Below are 13,883 nucleotides of genomic sequence, written 5' to 3'. Positions count from 1 at the left end.
ACTCGGACCATCAAACGACCGCCTGCCGGAAACATTTAGAAAAAATTATTCGCCGCCCGGAATCACGGCCTTGCCGGGTTCGACCGCGATAGCCTGGATCGGCGGTTTGCCATCGGCGATCTTAATCAGCACGCGTGCGCCAGCCGCGGCATCGTTGACCGCGACGCCGTCGCGCGTGACCGCGAAACCGTCGCTGCCGGCGGTCACCGACACCGGATCGCCGCGCTTGATGACGATCACGGGTTTGGCCACCGCGGGCGGCGTCGGCGCGAGCGGACTCGGCGGCACGACGGCGGGCGCGGCGATGCGGACCGGCACGAAGATGCGCCATTCGGGATCGGGACACGCCACGACCACGGAGTCGCGCGCGGGCGTGCGCCAGTTCATGGTCACCATTGGGCACGCGGCCAGCTTGAGCCGGCTGTCGACTGCGGTGCGCGCGCCGCCATCCTCGCCGATCGCATGACCGGTGAAGCCCGCGACGGCCCTGTCGATCAGGGTCGTGCTCTGGAAATTCTGCGCCGCCGCCGGAAGTGCGGCGACGGTGGCAAAGAAGGTTATAGTCGAACGGATCATGGCCTGGTCCTGTCGGCAGGATCGCCGGTAAAGCTGACGGTGACGAGCGCATTGCGACGCCCGGTGCCCGCCGGGGCGATGCGGATGCGGTGGGCGGCGACGCCGTTAGCGATGAGATAGGATACGATCGCGCGCGCCCGGTCGGTGGCGAGCAGATCGGCGCTGCCGGTTGCGGGGTCCACATCCCCTGCCCCGCTCGTCCCGCCACTCACGCGGAGACTCGCACGCGGATCACGCAGGTTGACAGTGGCGAAATCGATGAGCGTCACGGGCGATTGCGGCGCCGCCGAACCGATGGCGAACGCAACGGCGGCGGCGGCGAGCGGAATCGGTTCGGGCGGCGTTTCGGGCGCGGCGACGCCGAACCCTTCGCGCAGCCCCTTGGCCAGCGCGCGGCGGTCGGTCGCCTGCACGAGCACGAAGAAGCCGATCAGCAGCAACGCCAGGTCGGCGAGCGTCCACAGCCAGAGCGGACGCACGGGTGGCGGATCGAGGACCGCGTCGTCGGTCATGCCGCAGCCGACACGATAGAACCGCGTGGCCTTTCATGGTCAGCAAGCGCGGCGAGCGGCGCGACTAACCGCGACCGCTCCTCCGCCTCGGCGCGCGCGCGGCGGCGCAGGCGGACGGCGACCGGCATCGCGACGAGGTTGGCGATAAGCGCCCCATAGAGCGTTGCGAGCAAGGCGACCGCCATGCCCGCGCCGATCGCGGTCGGATCCTGCATCGCCAGGAACATCTTCACCAATCCGATCAACGTGCCGACCATGCCCATCGCGGGCGCGACTTCGGCCATGCCGGCCCACATGTCGGCGGCCCCCGCCTCGCGCAGGATGCGCGCGCGTCGGCGTTCATCAAGCAACCGGGTGACGTCGGCGGGGGTCGCGCCATCGACGATCTCGGCGATCGCGGCGGCTACGTCGGCATCGGCGATCACCGAGCGATCGAGCGTATGGACGCCGTGACGCCGGGCGATCCGGCCGAGCGCGGCGATCTGGTCGATCAGCGGCGTCGCGTCGAACGCATGGCGCGGCAGCGTTGCCAGCGCGGCCATCCCTCCGCCGAGGTCGCGCAGCGGCGTGCGCAACACCGTCGCGACGATCGTGCCGCCGGCGACGATGAGGATCGCAGCGGGATCGAGATAGGGGCCAAGCGCGTCGGGCGTGATCATGCGCGAGGATGTTGCAAGGCCCGGGCCAACTCAGGACCGCTCCCCTGCGACCGGCAACGCAGCCAGAAAACCGGCAATCGACTTGCCGCCGACCGGCAATCCCTTGCCGCTTTCGCCGCCGCCGCACCGAAAAAAGCGCACCGACCGGCAATTGGCACGGGCTTTGCTGAACTCTCGCGCAGGAATTTAACGCGAGGACCGGCAATGGCCGACAACAGTCTGTTCGGGATACATGGGGCGGCGCTCGAAGTGCGCGGCCAGCGCATGGGTATTCTCGCCTCGAACATCGCCAACTCGTCGACGCCTGGCTTCAAGGCGAAGGACATCGATTTCCAGAAGGCGCTGACGTCCGCGACCAGCGGCGGGGGCAGCATCGACGGCGCGCTGAAAAGCGCAACGATGTATCGCGTCCCGCTGCAGCCCAGCCTCGACGGCAACACCGTCGACCTGTCGACCGAACAGACCGCCTTCGCGGAAAACGCCGTCCAGTATCAGACGACGCTGGCGTTCCTGAACGGCCGCATCAACCAGATCACGCGCGCGCTGCGGGGAGAATAAGCCATGCCGGACCAGCCGCTTTCTATCTTCGCCGTATCGGGCCGCGCGATGAGCGCGCAGCTCGTGCGGATGAACACGACCGCTTCCAACCTGGCCAATGCCGGGGCCGTCGCGAGTTCGCCCGAGACCGCTTACCGCACGATCAAGCCGGTGTTCCGCACCAATTTCGACAAGGCGAGCGGGATGGCGACGGTCGATGTCGAGAACGTCGTCAGCGCCGGCGACGCGCCGACCAAGCGATACGACCCGACCAATCCGGTCGCCGATAAGGACGGCAACGTCTGGGTGTCGAACGTCGATGAAACGCGCGAGCTCGTCGACATGATGGAGACGTCGCGCAGTTATCAAAACAACGTCGAAGTGATGCAGACCGCCAAGTCGCTGATCATCGATACGCTCAAGCTCGGGAAGTAAGTAGATGACCAGCGCCTTCGATACCACACTCGCCAATCTGGGCATCAACCGCACAGGCTCGACGACGCCGACGGTCTCGTCCGCCACGTCGCAGACGCTGGGCCAGGCCGATTTCCTGAAGCTGATGACCGCTCAGTTGCAGAACCAGGATCCGTTCAACCCGGTCGACAATACGCAGATGGTCGCCCAGATGGCGCAGTTCTCTTCGCTGTCGGGCATCACGGAGATGTCGACGACGCTGAAGGCGATTGCGGCAAAGCTGACCGGCACGTCGACCAGCGACGCCATGTCTTATGTCGGCAAGACCGTCCTGACAGAAGGCGACACCGCTTATGCCCGCACTACCGGCGGCATCGCGGGCGCGGTCGAGCTGGACGACAACGCCACCGATATGAAGGTCACGATCCAGGACGCCAACGGCGCGACGCTGCGCACGATGAATTTCGGCCAGACCGCCAAGGGCACCGCGCAGTTCGACTGGGACGGCACCACCGATAGCGGCGCGGCCGCCGGCAACGGTCCGTTCAAGGTCATCGTCACCGCAACCAACGGCGGCAAGGCCGTCACCACCCGTCCGCTGGTATGGGCGCCGGTCACATCGGTGACGGACGTTTCCAGCGGCAGTCCCAAGCTCAACGTCGCCGGCCTCGGCGCGATCGACATCTCCGCCGTCCGCGAAGTCGGCTGATCACGAACCCCCTCGGAGTAACGCACCATGTCCTTCTACACGTCGCTTTCCGGTCTTCAGGCCTCCCAGGCGGAGATGAATTCCATCTCGCACAACCTGGCCAACGTCGCGACCAACGGCTTCAAGAAGAGCCGCACCGACTTCGCCGACGTCATTTCGTCCAGCATCAGCGTGTCGCCGACCAAGATGGTCGGGTCGGGCGTGATGGTCAAAGCCAACCGCCAACAGTTCACACAAGGCAACCTGGTCCAGTCGTCGTCGGGCCTCGACCTCGCCATTTCTGGCGACGGCTTCTTCCTGATCAAGCCGCAGCTCGACGGGTCGAAGGTCAACTTCACGCGCAATGGCGCCTTCGCCGTCAACCAGGACCGCTACGTCACCGACGCACAGGGAAATTTCCTGCAGGTGTATCCCGTCGACGGATCGGGCGCGGTCATCGCAACCGGTATCGACCAGACCCAGAGCCTGCGTCTGCCCGCGACCAGCGGCACGGCCGTGCCGACCAGCCAGATCAACATGACGGTCAACCTGCCGGCATCGGGCGCGATCCCGACGACGGCGACCTTCGACCGCTTCGATCCGTCGAGCTACAACCAGTCGACCTCGACCACGATCTACGACAACGACGGCAACCCGCAGACGTTGACGACCTATTTCAAGCGTACGTCGGCGTCGACCGGCCCAGGGGTCGATTCGACCTGGGAAGCATATAACTATGTCGGCGATACCCAGCTCACCGCCGGCGGCAACAACAAGATTACCCTGACGTTCGATTCGAACGGCGCGCTGACGGCGCCGACCAGCGCTACCACGTTCGATCCGTTTACGCCCGCCGGAGCGCCAGGCGCTCAGGTCGCCACCTTCAATTTCGGCAATGCGACCGCCCAGCTGGCGCAGCCGTTCAACATCGCGTCGCGCAGCCAGAACGGCAATGCGGTCGGCCAGATCGAAGGCGTGACCGTCGATGGCGACGGCATGGTCAAGGCGAGCTTCTCGAACGGCGACATCCAGACCCTGGGCAAGGTCGTGCTGGCGAACTTCACCGATCCGGCGGGTCTGCGCCAGCTCGGCGATTCGACCTGGGCGGCGACCGGCCTGTCCGGCTCGCCGCAACTCGGTTCGGCCGGCGTCGATGGCTTCGGCAACCTGATGTCGTCGACGCTCGAGCGCTCGAACGTCGACATTACGGAGGAGCTGGTCAACCTGATCGCGGCGCAGCGCAATTTCCAGGCGAACGCCAAGGCGCTCGATACCGCCAGCCAGATCTCCGAAACCATCTTCAACATCCGCACCTGATGATCGGGGCGGTGGGGGACGCTGAATGGACAAGCTGATCTACACGGCGGCATCGGGGCTCAAGGCGCACATGTCGTCGCAGGCCGCGATCGCCAACAACATGGCGAACGCCTCGACGATCGGCTTCCGCGCCGAGAAGGTCGATTTCGACGCGCTGCTGCTCAAGGGCGACGGCTTCGACAGCCGCCAGCCGACGTCGGAAGAGGTCAAGGATTTCGACCGTTCGTCCGGCGCGATGATCGCGACCGGGCGCAACCTCGACATCGCCATTCCCGGCGATCAGTGGATGGCGGTCCAGGCCAATGACGGCACCGAAGCCTATACCCGCCGCGGCGACCTGAATATCGCGGCGTCCGGCGTGCTGGAAACCGGCGACGGCTTCCCGGTGATGGGGACCAGCGGAACACCGATCACGGTGCCGCCGGCGGGATCGATCTCGATCGCGGCCGACGGCACGATATCCATCATCCCGGTCGGCGGCGACGCCAAGAACCCGCAGGTCATCGACCGCATCAAGTTCGTCAGCCCCAAGGGGTCGCAGACGGCCAAGGGCATCGACAACCTTGTCCGCGTCAAGGGCGGCGGCGTGCTGCCGACCGACGAGGACGCGACCTGCATGAGCGGGACGCTGGAACAGTCGAACGTGAACATGACGCAAGCGCTGGTCGATATGATCGAGAACCAGCGCGCCTACGAAGTGCAGGCCAATCTGATGAAGTCGGCCAAGGACATGGACGAAGGCGGCGCGTCGTTGATGCGCCTGCCGAGCTGAGGAGTGAAATGAGATGAGCAGCGCCGCGATGCATATCGCCCGCACCGGGCTCGACGCCCAGGACATGCGGATGCGAGTGATCTCGAACAACCTGGCCAACGTCAACACGACGGGGTTCAAGAAGGACCGCGCGTCGTTCGCGACCCTGTCGTACCAGACGGTAACGGCGGCGGGCGCGAATTCGTCGAGCGAAACGAAATACGCGACGGGCCTAAACCTCGGCACCGGCGTGCGCATTCAGGGCACCGCCCGGATGGACACGCAGGGATCGATGCAGACCACCGGCAACAGCCTCGACCTCGCGCTCGACGGCGACGGCTATTTCCAGGTCCAGATGCCGGGCGGCCAGCTCGGCTATACCCGCGCCGGTAACTTCTCGCGCAGCCCCGAAGGCCTCTTGGTGACCAACGAAGGCTATCAGGTGATGCCCGGCATCACCGTGCCCGAAGGCACGACCGCGATCACGATCGGCACCGACGGCACCGTCTCGGCGACGGTCGCCGGCCAGACCGAGCCCTCGACGCTCGGCCAAATCCAGATCGCGACGTTCGCCAATGCGGGCGGGCTGCAATCGAAGGGCGACAACTATCTGACCGAAACCGCCGCCTCGGGCGCCGCCAATCTGGGCGTGCCGGGCGAGGACGGCCGCGGCACGATCCGCCAGGGGATGCTGGAAGCGTCGAACGTCAACGTCGTGGAGGAGCTGGTCGACATGATCGAATGCCAGCGCGCGTACGAGGTCAATTCGAAGATGATCTCGTCCACCGACGACATGCTCAAATATGTGAACCAGAACCTGTGATGAAAAACGCTTCCAAGCTCATCGGCGTCTCGATAGTCGCCGCCCTCGTCATCGGCACGGGTGCGCCCGCGCAGGCCGGCATCTTCGGCAAGAAGAAGGCGAAGGAGGATTTCTCCGCCGCCCCGCCCCCCCGCGCGCTGCCGCCCGCACCCGCGAACGGCAGCATCTTCCAACCGCAGGACGGCTATGCCGCTTTGTACGAAGGCACGCGCGCGCGCCGCGTCGGCGATCCGCTGACGATCGTGCTGGTCGAGAATATGTCGGCGTCGAAATCCTCGTCGTCGAAGCTCGATTCGGGGGGCGGGTTCGGCATCACGCCGCCATCGACCGGCCCGCTCAACCTGTTCAAGCCGACCGATATCGGCGCCAGCGGCAACCGCAACTTTAACGGTAAGGGCACGGCTGACCAGTCGAACTCGCTGTCGGGCGAAGTCTCCGTCACCGTGGTTGAAGTCTATCCCAACGGTACGATGCTGGTGCAGGGCCAGAAGCGCGTCACGCTCAACCGCGGCGACGAATTCGTCCAGATCAAGGGCATCGTCCGCGTCGCCGACATCACCGCCGACAATCGTGTGCTGTCGACCCGCGTCGCCGATGCCAAGATTTCCTACACCGGCAAGGGCGACGTCGCGCGCGCCGGACGCCAGGGTTGGCTGAGCCGCTTCTTCTCGGTGATCAGCCCGTTCTGAGGCCGCTCAGCATAGTTAGCACGGCCTTAACTTCCTTTGATGCAAAGTAACCGTCGAACCGGTCGTTGAAAGGCATGTCATGTTGTTCCGTTCGCTCCTCGTCTTGCTCGCCTGCCTGATCGCGGCGCCGGCTTCGGCCGACCGCATCAAGGACCTGGGCAGCTTTCAGGGCATCCGATCCAACCAGCTGACCGGCTACGGCATCGTGGTCGGCCTGGCGGGGACTGGCGACGACAATCTGGAATATACCATCCAGTCGATGAAGGCCGTCGCCTCGCGCTTCGGCCTCAACCTGCCGGCCAACATTAATCCGGGGCTCAAGAACGCTGCGGTCGTGCTGATCACCGCCGAGCTGCCCGCGTTCGCCAAGCCCGGCCAGCGGATCGACATCACCGTCGCCTCGATGGGCAAGGCCAAGAGCCTTCGTGGTGGCGCGCTGATCATGACGCCGCTGATGGGCGCGGACGGCCAGATCTATGCGATGGCGCAGGGCAACCTCGCGGTCGGCGGTCTTGGCATCGAGGGCAAGGACGGCAGCCAGGTGGTGGTCAACGTCCCCTCGACCGGCCGCATCCCCGAAGGCGCGACGGTCGAACGCGCGGTCGCGACCGGCTTCGACACCTCGCCCACCCTCACGTTCAACCTCGCGCGGTCGGACTTCACCACTGCGCAGAATGTCGCGAAGGCGATCAACACGCGCTTCGGCGGCGGCGTCGCAGAAGCGGTCGACGGCGTGTCGATCCGCGTCAACGCGCCCGCTGGCGCGGACATTCGCGCGACGCTGATGAGCGGGATCGAGAATCTCGACGTCGTTTCCGCAGAGCCTCCGGCCAAGGTGATCGTCAACGCGCGCACCGGCACCGTCGTGATCAATTCGGCGGTCCGCGTCGGTCCGGCCGCTGTCACGCACGGCAAGCTGACCGTCCGCATCGACGAGAAGCAGACCGTCGTTCAGCCCGCGCCGTTCAGCAACGGCACGACCGCCAACGAGCAGAAATCGGGCGTCCAGGTCGACGAGGAAAAGAAGCCGATGTTCCTGCTCGCGCCGGGACCGAAGCTCGCCGACATCGTGAAGGCCGTGAACGCGATCGGCGCGTCGCCGTCGGACCTCGTCGCGATCCTCGAAGCGCTGAAGGAAGCCGGCGCGCTGAAAGCGGAGTTGATCATCCTGTGACCGACCTCCCCAACCTTTCGTCGGCGGCGACGCCGACCACCGGCATATCGCTCGACACGAGCCGCCTCTCTTCGTCCGCCAACCTCAAGAAGGCGGGCGAGAAGTTCGAGGCGGTTTTCATCGGCATGATGATGAAGTCGATGCGACAGACCAAGCTGACCAGCGAGGATGGCGGCTTGTTCGACACCAAGAACATGGAAACGTTCCGCGATATGCAGGACAAGAAGGTCGCCGAGAGCATGGCCGAGCATCAGCCGATCGGCATCGGCAAGGCGATGACCGATTTCCTCGCAAAGTCGCAGACGGCGCTCCAGCCGAGCGCCGCCGCGCCTGCCGCTGACACCACCGGGAGCAATACGCCATGAGCGACATGCTGGCGATCGGCGCGAGCGGGCTGCGCGCCTATCAAGTCGCGCTCAGCACCGTATCGGAGAACATCGCAAATGCGGGCACCGCCGGCTATTCGCGGCGGACGACGCAGATCAAGGAAGTCGCGTCGATCAGCAGCATCAGCACGCTGGCGGTCGGCAACGGGGAAGGCGCGGCGGTGGTCGGCGTCCAACGCGTCGGCGATATGTTCAAGATGGCCGAGGTGCTTTCGTCGGGGTCAGACCTCGGCAAGACGGCGACCAGCGTCAACTGGCTCGACCGCATCCAGACCTCGCTCAGCGGCAGTGTGCTGAGCACGCGGCTGTCGACCTTCTTCACTTCCGCGACCACGCTGGCGGGCGATCCGACGTCGACAGCGGCGCGATCCGCGATGCTGGAAGCCGCATCGGGCGTGGCCGGCGCGTTCAGCGAAACCGGCGCGTCGCTCGACCGCGTTTCGGCGGATCTCGACACTACGACGCGCGACACTGTATCGTCGCTCAATTCGCTAGCGGCGACGCTGGCGAAGATCAACCAAGGCCTCGGTCGCGCCGCGCCGGGAACCGCCGGCAACGCCGCCTTGCTCGACCAGCGCGACCAGACGCTGGAGGCGATGAGCGCGCTGACCGACATGCACGTCACCTATGACGATGCCGGCCGCGCGTCGGTCAATGTCGGGGGCAGCGGCGGGCCGTTGCTGGTCGACGGCAATTTCAACGCGACCGTCGGTTATTCCCGCAATGCCTCCGGCACGATGTCTTTCAGCGTGCTCGCCGGCGTGAACCAGCAGACGATGTCGCCGACCGGCGGCTCGCTGGCCGGAATTATCGACGGCGCACAGCGCATCGCCGACGCGCAGCAGGAACTGCACGCCATCGCATCGAAATTCGTTGGCGCGGTGAACAGCGTCCAGGCGCAAGGTCGCGACCTCGACAACAATCCGGGCGCCGACATCTTCGCGATCGACACGTCGCCGGGGGCCGGCACGGCTCAGGTGTCCGTCACGATGACCGACCCGCGTGGCATTGCCGCGGCCGCGGTCGGCGGCGGACAGCGCGACAACACCAACCTTGCCGCCTTTGCGTCGATTCGCACCGCGGGCGCGTTCGAGAGCAGGGTGGTCGACATGACCACGACCAACGCCTCGGCGCTGGCGCAGCGCAAGTCAGTTGCCGACGCGCAGCAAACGATTCGCGACAACGCCGTCAGCGCGCGCGACGCGCTGTCCGGGGTCGATCTCGATACCGAGGCGGTCGACCTGATGCGCTTTCAGCAGGCCTATTCGGCGACCAGCCGCGTGATCCAGGTCGCGCGCGAGACCATCCAGTCGATCCTCGATATCCGGTGAGCGCCATGCAGATCAGCACGCAGCAATTCTACACGTCGAACCAGCGCAACTTCAAGGCGCTGACCACGACTGCCGACATCCTGCAGACGCAGATTTCGACCGGAAAGAAGCTCAACGCGGCGTCCGACGACCCGGTCGGCTATCGCCGGCTGCAGGGGCTGATCCGCGACGGCAGCAACGACCAGGCCTATGCCGGAAACATCACGATCGTGCAGTCGGCGCTGAGCCAGGCCGACACCACGCTCAAGTCGGTGACCGACAATATCCAGCGCGCCAAGGAACTCGCGGTCAAGGCGAACAGCGGCACCTTGTCGGCCAGCGACCGCGGCATCATCGCGGACGAACTCGATTCGATCCTCAAAAGCCTTGTCGATCTCGCCAATACCAAGGATTCGCGCGGCGCTTCGATCTTCGCCGCGGGCGACTCCCCGGCCGTCGTCGACAATGGCAACGGCACCTTCACCTTCGCCACCAGCGGCCCCACGGCGATCCCGATCGGCGATTCGTCGAGCGCGGCGCCGGGCGAGGCGGCGTCGCGGCTGTTCGTCGATTCGGGCGGCGGCAATATCTTGAGCGACATTTCGACGCTGTCCGCGGCATTGCGCGGCACCGGCGACCCGAGCGCGATCGCGGGGTCGATCGGCGACAAACTGACCGCGTCGAACAACCAGATAGCCGGCGTCCAGGGTTCGCTCGGCGCGCGGTCGCAGCGCGTCGACATCGAATCGACCCGCATCACCGACGCCGCCACCGACCGCGAAGTCACGCGCCAGTCGATCGAGGATGTCGACGTGACCCAGGCGATCACCGACTTGCAGAAAACGATGACGATCCTGTCCGCGGCGCAATCCAGTTTCAGCAAGCTGTCCGGCCTGTCGCTGTTCAACTATCTGAAGTGACGCCGGTCCCCCTCCCGCCCGATGCGAGAGTGGCTTGCCAAAAAATCGGTACGGTTAACCGATTGATCATCAAAGCCCATTAACCCTGCCTGTGCCGGGCTTTGCTTGGCCTGGACCGCGGAACAAGGGGGTTTTCAGCACTAATGTTTCCGGTCATCGGCCTGGTTGTTCTGTTGGCGATGGTGTTCGGCGGGTTCGTCTTCACGGGCGGCGCGCTGGGGCCGGTGCTGGAGGCCATTCCCCACGAGATGCTGATCATCGGCGGCGCCGCAATGGGCGCGCTGATCATCGGCAATTCGATGAAGGAGCTGAAGGCGCTGGGCGGCGGCGTCATGAAGGTGCTGAAGGGCCCCAAATACAAGAAACAGGACTATCTCGACGTCATCTTCCTCGTGTCGAAGCTGATGAAGATGCTGCGGATGGACGGGCCGATCGCGCTCGAACCGCACGTCGAAGACCCCAAATCGTCCGCCGTATTCGCCGAATATCCCCGGCTGCTGGCCGACCACACGCTCACCAACCTGATCTCGGACACGCTGCGCCTTGTCGTCGTGTCGTCGGGTACGCTCGACGTTCACGCGGTCGAGGAAGTGATGGATAACGCGATCAAGACCCACCACCATGAGGTCGAAGGCCCGCAGGGCACGCTGCAGTCGCTCGGCGACGCGCTCCCCGCGCTCGGCATCGTCGCGGCGGTGCTGGGCGTCGTGAAGACGATGGGTTCGATCGACAAGCCGCCCGCAATCCTGGGCGGCATGATCGGCTCCGCGCTGGTCGGAACGTTCCTGGGCGTGCTGCTCGCCTATGGCATCGTCGGCCCGCTCGCCAATCGCCTGAAGCAAGTGATCGACGCGGACGCCGCGATCTATCATGTCGTCAAGCAGATCATCATCGCCTCGCTCCACGGCCACCCGCAGCCGCTGGTGATCGAAGCCGCCCGCTCGGGCATCGCACACTCGAACCAGCCGGGCTTCGCGGAGGTCTTCGACGGCCTGCGCGGGCTGGTGCCGCACGGCTCCGTCAGGAGCCGCATAAATGGCCGCGGCGCGCGCTCCACACGGCAACAACCAACCTCCGAAGATCATCGTCAAGAAGATCTTCATCGAGGGCCATGGCGGCCATCACGGCGGCGCATGGAAGGTCGCCTATGCCGACTTCGTGACCGCGATGATGGCGTTCTTCCTGCTGCTGTGGATCCTGGGCGCGACGACCGAGAAGCAGCGCAAGTCGATCGCCGACTATTTTGCGCCGACGCTCGTCGAGTTGAAGCAGAACAGCGCCGGCTCCAACGGCATTTTCGGCGGTTCGTCGATCACCGACAAGGACAATTACCCTGCCCGCGCCGCGCAGACCGGCACGCGCTCGATGACGATCCCGATCGGCGCGACCGGCGGCAACAAGGAAGGGTCGGGCGATAAGGGTTCGATGAAGAACCAAGCGACCGCCGCCGAGGACGCGAAGAACTTCGCGGCGATGAAGCGCACGCTGATGAGCGCGATGCAGGCGCAGCCGATGAAGCGGCTGGCGAGCCATGTCCGCTTCGTCCAGACCCAGGACGGCCTCCGCATCGACCTTGTCGACGATGCCGATTATTCGATGTTCGCGCTGGGCACGACGCAATTGGTGCCGGAGGCTGATAAGTTGATCGGGCTGATCGCGCAGACGATCAAAGACACCAAGAACCCGATCATGATCCGCGGCCACACCGACAGCCTGGGGTACGGCAACCCGCTCAACATGAACAACTGGATGCTGTCGTCAGGCCGCGCCGAGGCGACACGTCGCCGGCTCGCGGCGGGCGGCACGCCAGAGGCGCGCTTCTATCGCATCGAAGGCGTCGCGGATCGCGAGCCGATGATTCAGAACAACCCCACCGATCCGCGCAACCGCCGCGTGTCGATCACGCTCCTGTGGCGCGCGGGATCGTTCAAGCAATAGCTTGCCGGGGGCCCGGGTAGGGGACTAGCCTCCCGCCATGGGTCCTCTCCTCCTGCTCGCCGCCGTCGTCGCCGCGCAACCCGCTGCGACCGTGCGCGTGACTTTCGACCAAAGCGGCATCACATCGGTCGAAAGCGAAGGCTTGGCCGATGCCGCCGCCAACCGCGCGGTCACGCCAGACAGCGTGGTGCGGATCGCTTCGATCTCGAAGCTTGTCACCGCCATCGGCGTGATGCGGCTGGTCGAGGCGGGCAAGCTCGACCTCGACGCCGACGTCTCGAAATATCTCGGCTACACCTTCCGCAACCCCGAGTTCCCGCAAACACCGATCACGCTGCGGCTATTGCTGTCGCACCGCTCCAGCCTGACCGACAATATCGACTACGTCCTGCCGCTCGACGGCGACATGCGGAAGGTGCTGAGCGACCCCAAGGCATGGGACACCGAGCACGCGCCCGGTACGTACTTTCGCTACGTCAATTTCAACTTCCCGGTCGTCGCCGCTGTCATGGAGCGCGCAACCGGCGAGCGGTTCGACCGGCTGATGGATCGGCTGGTGATCAGGCCGCTGAAGCTGAAGGCGTGCTATCAGTGGGACACGTGCGACGACGCGACGATCGCGAAGGGCGTGGTTCTGTATCGCGCCGGCGTGGTCACGCGCGACGACAATCACGGCAAACGCCCCGCCTGCCCCGTCACCCCGGCGTCCGACGGCAGTTGCGACCTGTCGCGCTGGGTCGCCGGGCGCAACGGCGCGACCTTCGCCCCGCAGAGCGGACTGCACATGTCGATGCCCGATTTGGCCAAAATAGGCCGGCTGCTGATGCTCGGCGGCAAGGTCGACGGCGTGCGACTGCTGACCCCGGCGTCGGTCAGGACGATGATCACCCCGGCGTGGACCTATGACGGCACCAACGGCGACATCGGTGAGGGCTGGGCGTGCAGTTATGGCCTGGGCGTCATTACCACCGCGAACCCGACCAAGGGATGTCGCGACGATCCGTTCCGCGATTTTCGCCCGCGCTTCGGGCATCTCGGCGACGCTTATGGCCTCAAGTCCGGGCTGTTCGTCGATCCGGCGCGCGGGGTCGGCGTCGCCTATTTCGCGACCGACGTGCCCAACGAGCCCGGCACCAAATCGGCCTATACGCTGACCGAAGAGAATCTGGCGCGGCCTTGACGCGTACAA

The 13,883-nt window shown here is 65.5% G+C and carries 16 protein-coding genes and 1 pseudogene; 14 read left to right on the top strand and 3 right to left on the bottom strand.

Annotated elements, in window-relative coordinates; translation table 11 throughout:
• Positions 1–45: 45 nt before the first annotated feature.
• Genes J0J06_RS13325 through J0J06_RS13315 form a run of 3 tightly spaced genes read right to left on the bottom strand, consistent with a single transcriptional unit; the run spans position 46 to position 1,747 of the window.
• Positions 46–576 (bottom strand): flagella basal body P-ring formation protein FlgA, encoded by a 531-nt coding sequence (locus tag J0J06_RS13325; protein WP_294042798.1) that lies wholly within the window; start codon positions 574–576, stop codon positions 46–48.
• Positions 573–1,088, bottom strand: coding sequence for a flagellar motor protein MotB (locus J0J06_RS13320; RefSeq protein ID WP_294042796.1), 516 nt, complete (start codon positions 1,086–1,088; stop codon positions 573–575). Before J0J06_RS13320 ends, J0J06_RS13325 begins: the two co-directional genes overlap by 4 nt.
• Complete coding sequence (locus tag J0J06_RS13315) at positions 1,085–1,747, bottom strand: MotA/TolQ/ExbB proton channel family protein (protein WP_294042794.1); 663 nt, start codon at positions 1,745–1,747, stop codon at positions 1,085–1,087. Before J0J06_RS13315 ends, J0J06_RS13320 begins: the two co-directional genes overlap by 4 nt.
• Positions 1,748–1,951: 204 nt before the next feature.
• Between J0J06_RS13315 and flgB the strand changes: the two genes are divergently transcribed.
• The 14 genes and pseudogenes from flgB to J0J06_RS13245 all read left to right on the top strand — a co-directional run bounded on the left by flgB (position 1,952) and on the right by J0J06_RS13245 (position 13,874).
• Positions 1,952–2,305 (top strand): flagellar basal body rod protein FlgB, encoded by a 354-nt coding sequence (gene flgB / locus J0J06_RS13310; RefSeq protein ID WP_294042792.1) that lies wholly within the window; start codon positions 1,952–1,954, stop codon positions 2,303–2,305.
• Between the two features lie 3 nt (positions 2,306–2,308).
• Positions 2,309–2,719: a flagellar basal body rod protein FlgC gene (gene flgC, locus J0J06_RS13305; RefSeq protein WP_294042790.1), complete on the top strand. Its 411-nt coding sequence runs from the start codon at positions 2,309–2,311 to the stop codon at positions 2,717–2,719.
• A 4-nt stretch (positions 2,720–2,723) separates the two neighbouring features.
• Positions 2,724–3,407 (top strand): flagellar hook capping FlgD N-terminal domain-containing protein, encoded by a 684-nt coding sequence (locus tag J0J06_RS13300; protein WP_294042788.1) that lies wholly within the window; start codon positions 2,724–2,726, stop codon positions 3,405–3,407.
• 27 nt (positions 3,408–3,434) lie between these two features.
• Positions 3,435–4,703 carry a flagellar hook protein FlgE gene (locus J0J06_RS13295; protein WP_294042786.1) on the top strand — a complete coding sequence of 423 codons (1,269 nt, stop codon included), beginning with the start codon at positions 3,435–3,437 and terminating at the stop codon, positions 4,701–4,703.
• 25 nt (positions 4,704–4,728) lie between these two features.
• Positions 4,729–5,475, top strand: a complete 747-nt coding sequence (gene flgF / locus J0J06_RS13290) for a flagellar basal-body rod protein FlgF (protein WP_294042784.1) — start codon at positions 4,729–4,731, stop codon at positions 5,473–5,475.
• Positions 5,476–5,488: 13 nt separating this feature from the next.
• Complete coding sequence (gene flgG, locus J0J06_RS13285; RefSeq protein ID WP_294042782.1) at positions 5,489–6,277, top strand: flagellar basal-body rod protein FlgG; 789 nt, start codon at positions 5,489–5,491, stop codon at positions 6,275–6,277.
• The gene (locus J0J06_RS13280) at positions 6,277–6,966 is read left to right on the top strand and encodes a flagellar basal body L-ring protein FlgH (protein ID WP_294042780.1); all 690 of its coding nucleotides are present in this window, start codon (positions 6,277–6,279) and stop codon (positions 6,964–6,966) included. The genes flgG and J0J06_RS13280 overlap by 1 nt, the downstream gene beginning before the upstream one ends.
• Before the next feature lie 79 nt (positions 6,967–7,045).
• The gene (locus J0J06_RS13275) at positions 7,046–8,140 is read left to right on the top strand and encodes a flagellar basal body P-ring protein FlgI (protein WP_294042778.1); all 1,095 of its coding nucleotides are present in this window, start codon (positions 7,046–7,048) and stop codon (positions 8,138–8,140) included.
• Positions 8,137–8,505 (top strand): rod-binding protein, encoded by a 369-nt coding sequence (locus J0J06_RS13270; RefSeq protein ID WP_294042776.1) that lies wholly within the window; start codon positions 8,137–8,139, stop codon positions 8,503–8,505. Before J0J06_RS13275 ends, J0J06_RS13270 begins: the two co-directional genes overlap by 4 nt.
• Positions 8,502–9,857, top strand: coding sequence for a flagellar hook-associated protein FlgK (gene flgK, locus J0J06_RS13265; RefSeq protein WP_294042774.1), 1,356 nt, complete (start codon positions 8,502–8,504; stop codon positions 9,855–9,857). Before J0J06_RS13270 ends, flgK begins: the two co-directional genes overlap by 4 nt.
• A 5-nt stretch (positions 9,858–9,862) precedes the next feature.
• A complete protein-coding gene (gene flgL, locus J0J06_RS13260; protein WP_294042771.1) occupies positions 9,863–10,756 on the top strand; it encodes a flagellar hook-associated protein FlgL in 894 nt (297 codons plus the stop codon).
• Positions 10,757–10,899: 143 nt separating this feature from the next.
• Positions 10,900–11,757: pseudogene (motA, locus tag J0J06_RS13255) on the top strand (flagellar motor stator protein MotA); the annotation flags it as partial.
• Between the two features lie 34 nt (positions 11,758–11,791).
• Positions 11,792–12,694 carry a flagellar motor protein MotB gene (locus tag J0J06_RS13250; RefSeq protein WP_294042769.1) on the top strand — a complete coding sequence of 301 codons (903 nt, stop codon included), beginning with the start codon at positions 11,792–11,794 and terminating at the stop codon, positions 12,692–12,694.
• Positions 12,695–12,731: 37 nt separating this feature from the next.
• The gene (locus J0J06_RS13245) at positions 12,732–13,874 is read left to right on the top strand and encodes a serine hydrolase (protein ID WP_294042768.1); all 1,143 of its coding nucleotides are present in this window, start codon (positions 12,732–12,734) and stop codon (positions 13,872–13,874) included.
• Positions 13,875–13,883 lie beyond the last annotated feature (9 nt).

This window comes from Sphingomonas sp. (genome assembly GCF_017304615.1).
Classification (GTDB): Bacteria; Pseudomonadota; Alphaproteobacteria; order Sphingomonadales; family Sphingomonadaceae; genus Sphingomonas.
This window is presented reverse-complemented; position numbering and strand designations above follow the sequence as displayed.

Bases quoted from the DNA above. Each gene is read 5' to 3' on its own strand.
- J0J06_RS13325 (WP_294042798.1), bottom strand. From the start codon at position 576: ATGATCCGTTCGACTATAACCTTCTTTGCCACCGTCGCCGCACTTCCG.
- J0J06_RS13320 (WP_294042796.1), bottom strand. From the start codon at position 1,088: ATGACCGACGACGCGGTCCTCGATCCGCCACCCGTGCGTCCGCTCTGG.
- J0J06_RS13315 (WP_294042794.1), bottom strand. From the start codon at position 1,747: ATGATCACGCCCGACGCGCTTGGCCCCTATCTCGATCCCGCTGCGATC.
- flgB (WP_294042792.1), top strand. From the start codon at position 1,952: ATGGCCGACAACAGTCTGTTCGGGATACATGGGGCGGCGCTCGAAGTG.
- flgC (WP_294042790.1), top strand. From the start codon at position 2,309: ATGCCGGACCAGCCGCTTTCTATCTTCGCCGTATCGGGCCGCGCGATG.
- J0J06_RS13300 (WP_294042788.1), top strand. From the start codon at position 2,724: ATGACCAGCGCCTTCGATACCACACTCGCCAATCTGGGCATCAACCGC.
- J0J06_RS13295 (WP_294042786.1), top strand. From the start codon at position 3,435: ATGTCCTTCTACACGTCGCTTTCCGGTCTTCAGGCCTCCCAGGCGGAG.
- flgF (WP_294042784.1), top strand. From the start codon at position 4,729: ATGGACAAGCTGATCTACACGGCGGCATCGGGGCTCAAGGCGCACATG.
- flgG (WP_294042782.1), top strand. From the start codon at position 5,489: ATGAGCAGCGCCGCGATGCATATCGCCCGCACCGGGCTCGACGCCCAG.
- J0J06_RS13280 (WP_294042780.1), top strand. From the start codon at position 6,277: ATGAAAAACGCTTCCAAGCTCATCGGCGTCTCGATAGTCGCCGCCCTC.
- J0J06_RS13275 (WP_294042778.1), top strand. From the start codon at position 7,046: ATGTTGTTCCGTTCGCTCCTCGTCTTGCTCGCCTGCCTGATCGCGGCG.
- flgK (WP_294042774.1), top strand. From the start codon at position 8,502: ATGAGCGACATGCTGGCGATCGGCGCGAGCGGGCTGCGCGCCTATCAA.
- flgL (WP_294042771.1), top strand. From the start codon at position 9,863: ATGCAGATCAGCACGCAGCAATTCTACACGTCGAACCAGCGCAACTTC.
- J0J06_RS13250 (WP_294042769.1), top strand. From the start codon at position 11,792: ATGGCCGCGGCGCGCGCTCCACACGGCAACAACCAACCTCCGAAGATC.
- J0J06_RS13245 (WP_294042768.1), top strand. From the start codon at position 12,732: ATGGGTCCTCTCCTCCTGCTCGCCGCCGTCGTCGCCGCGCAACCCGCT.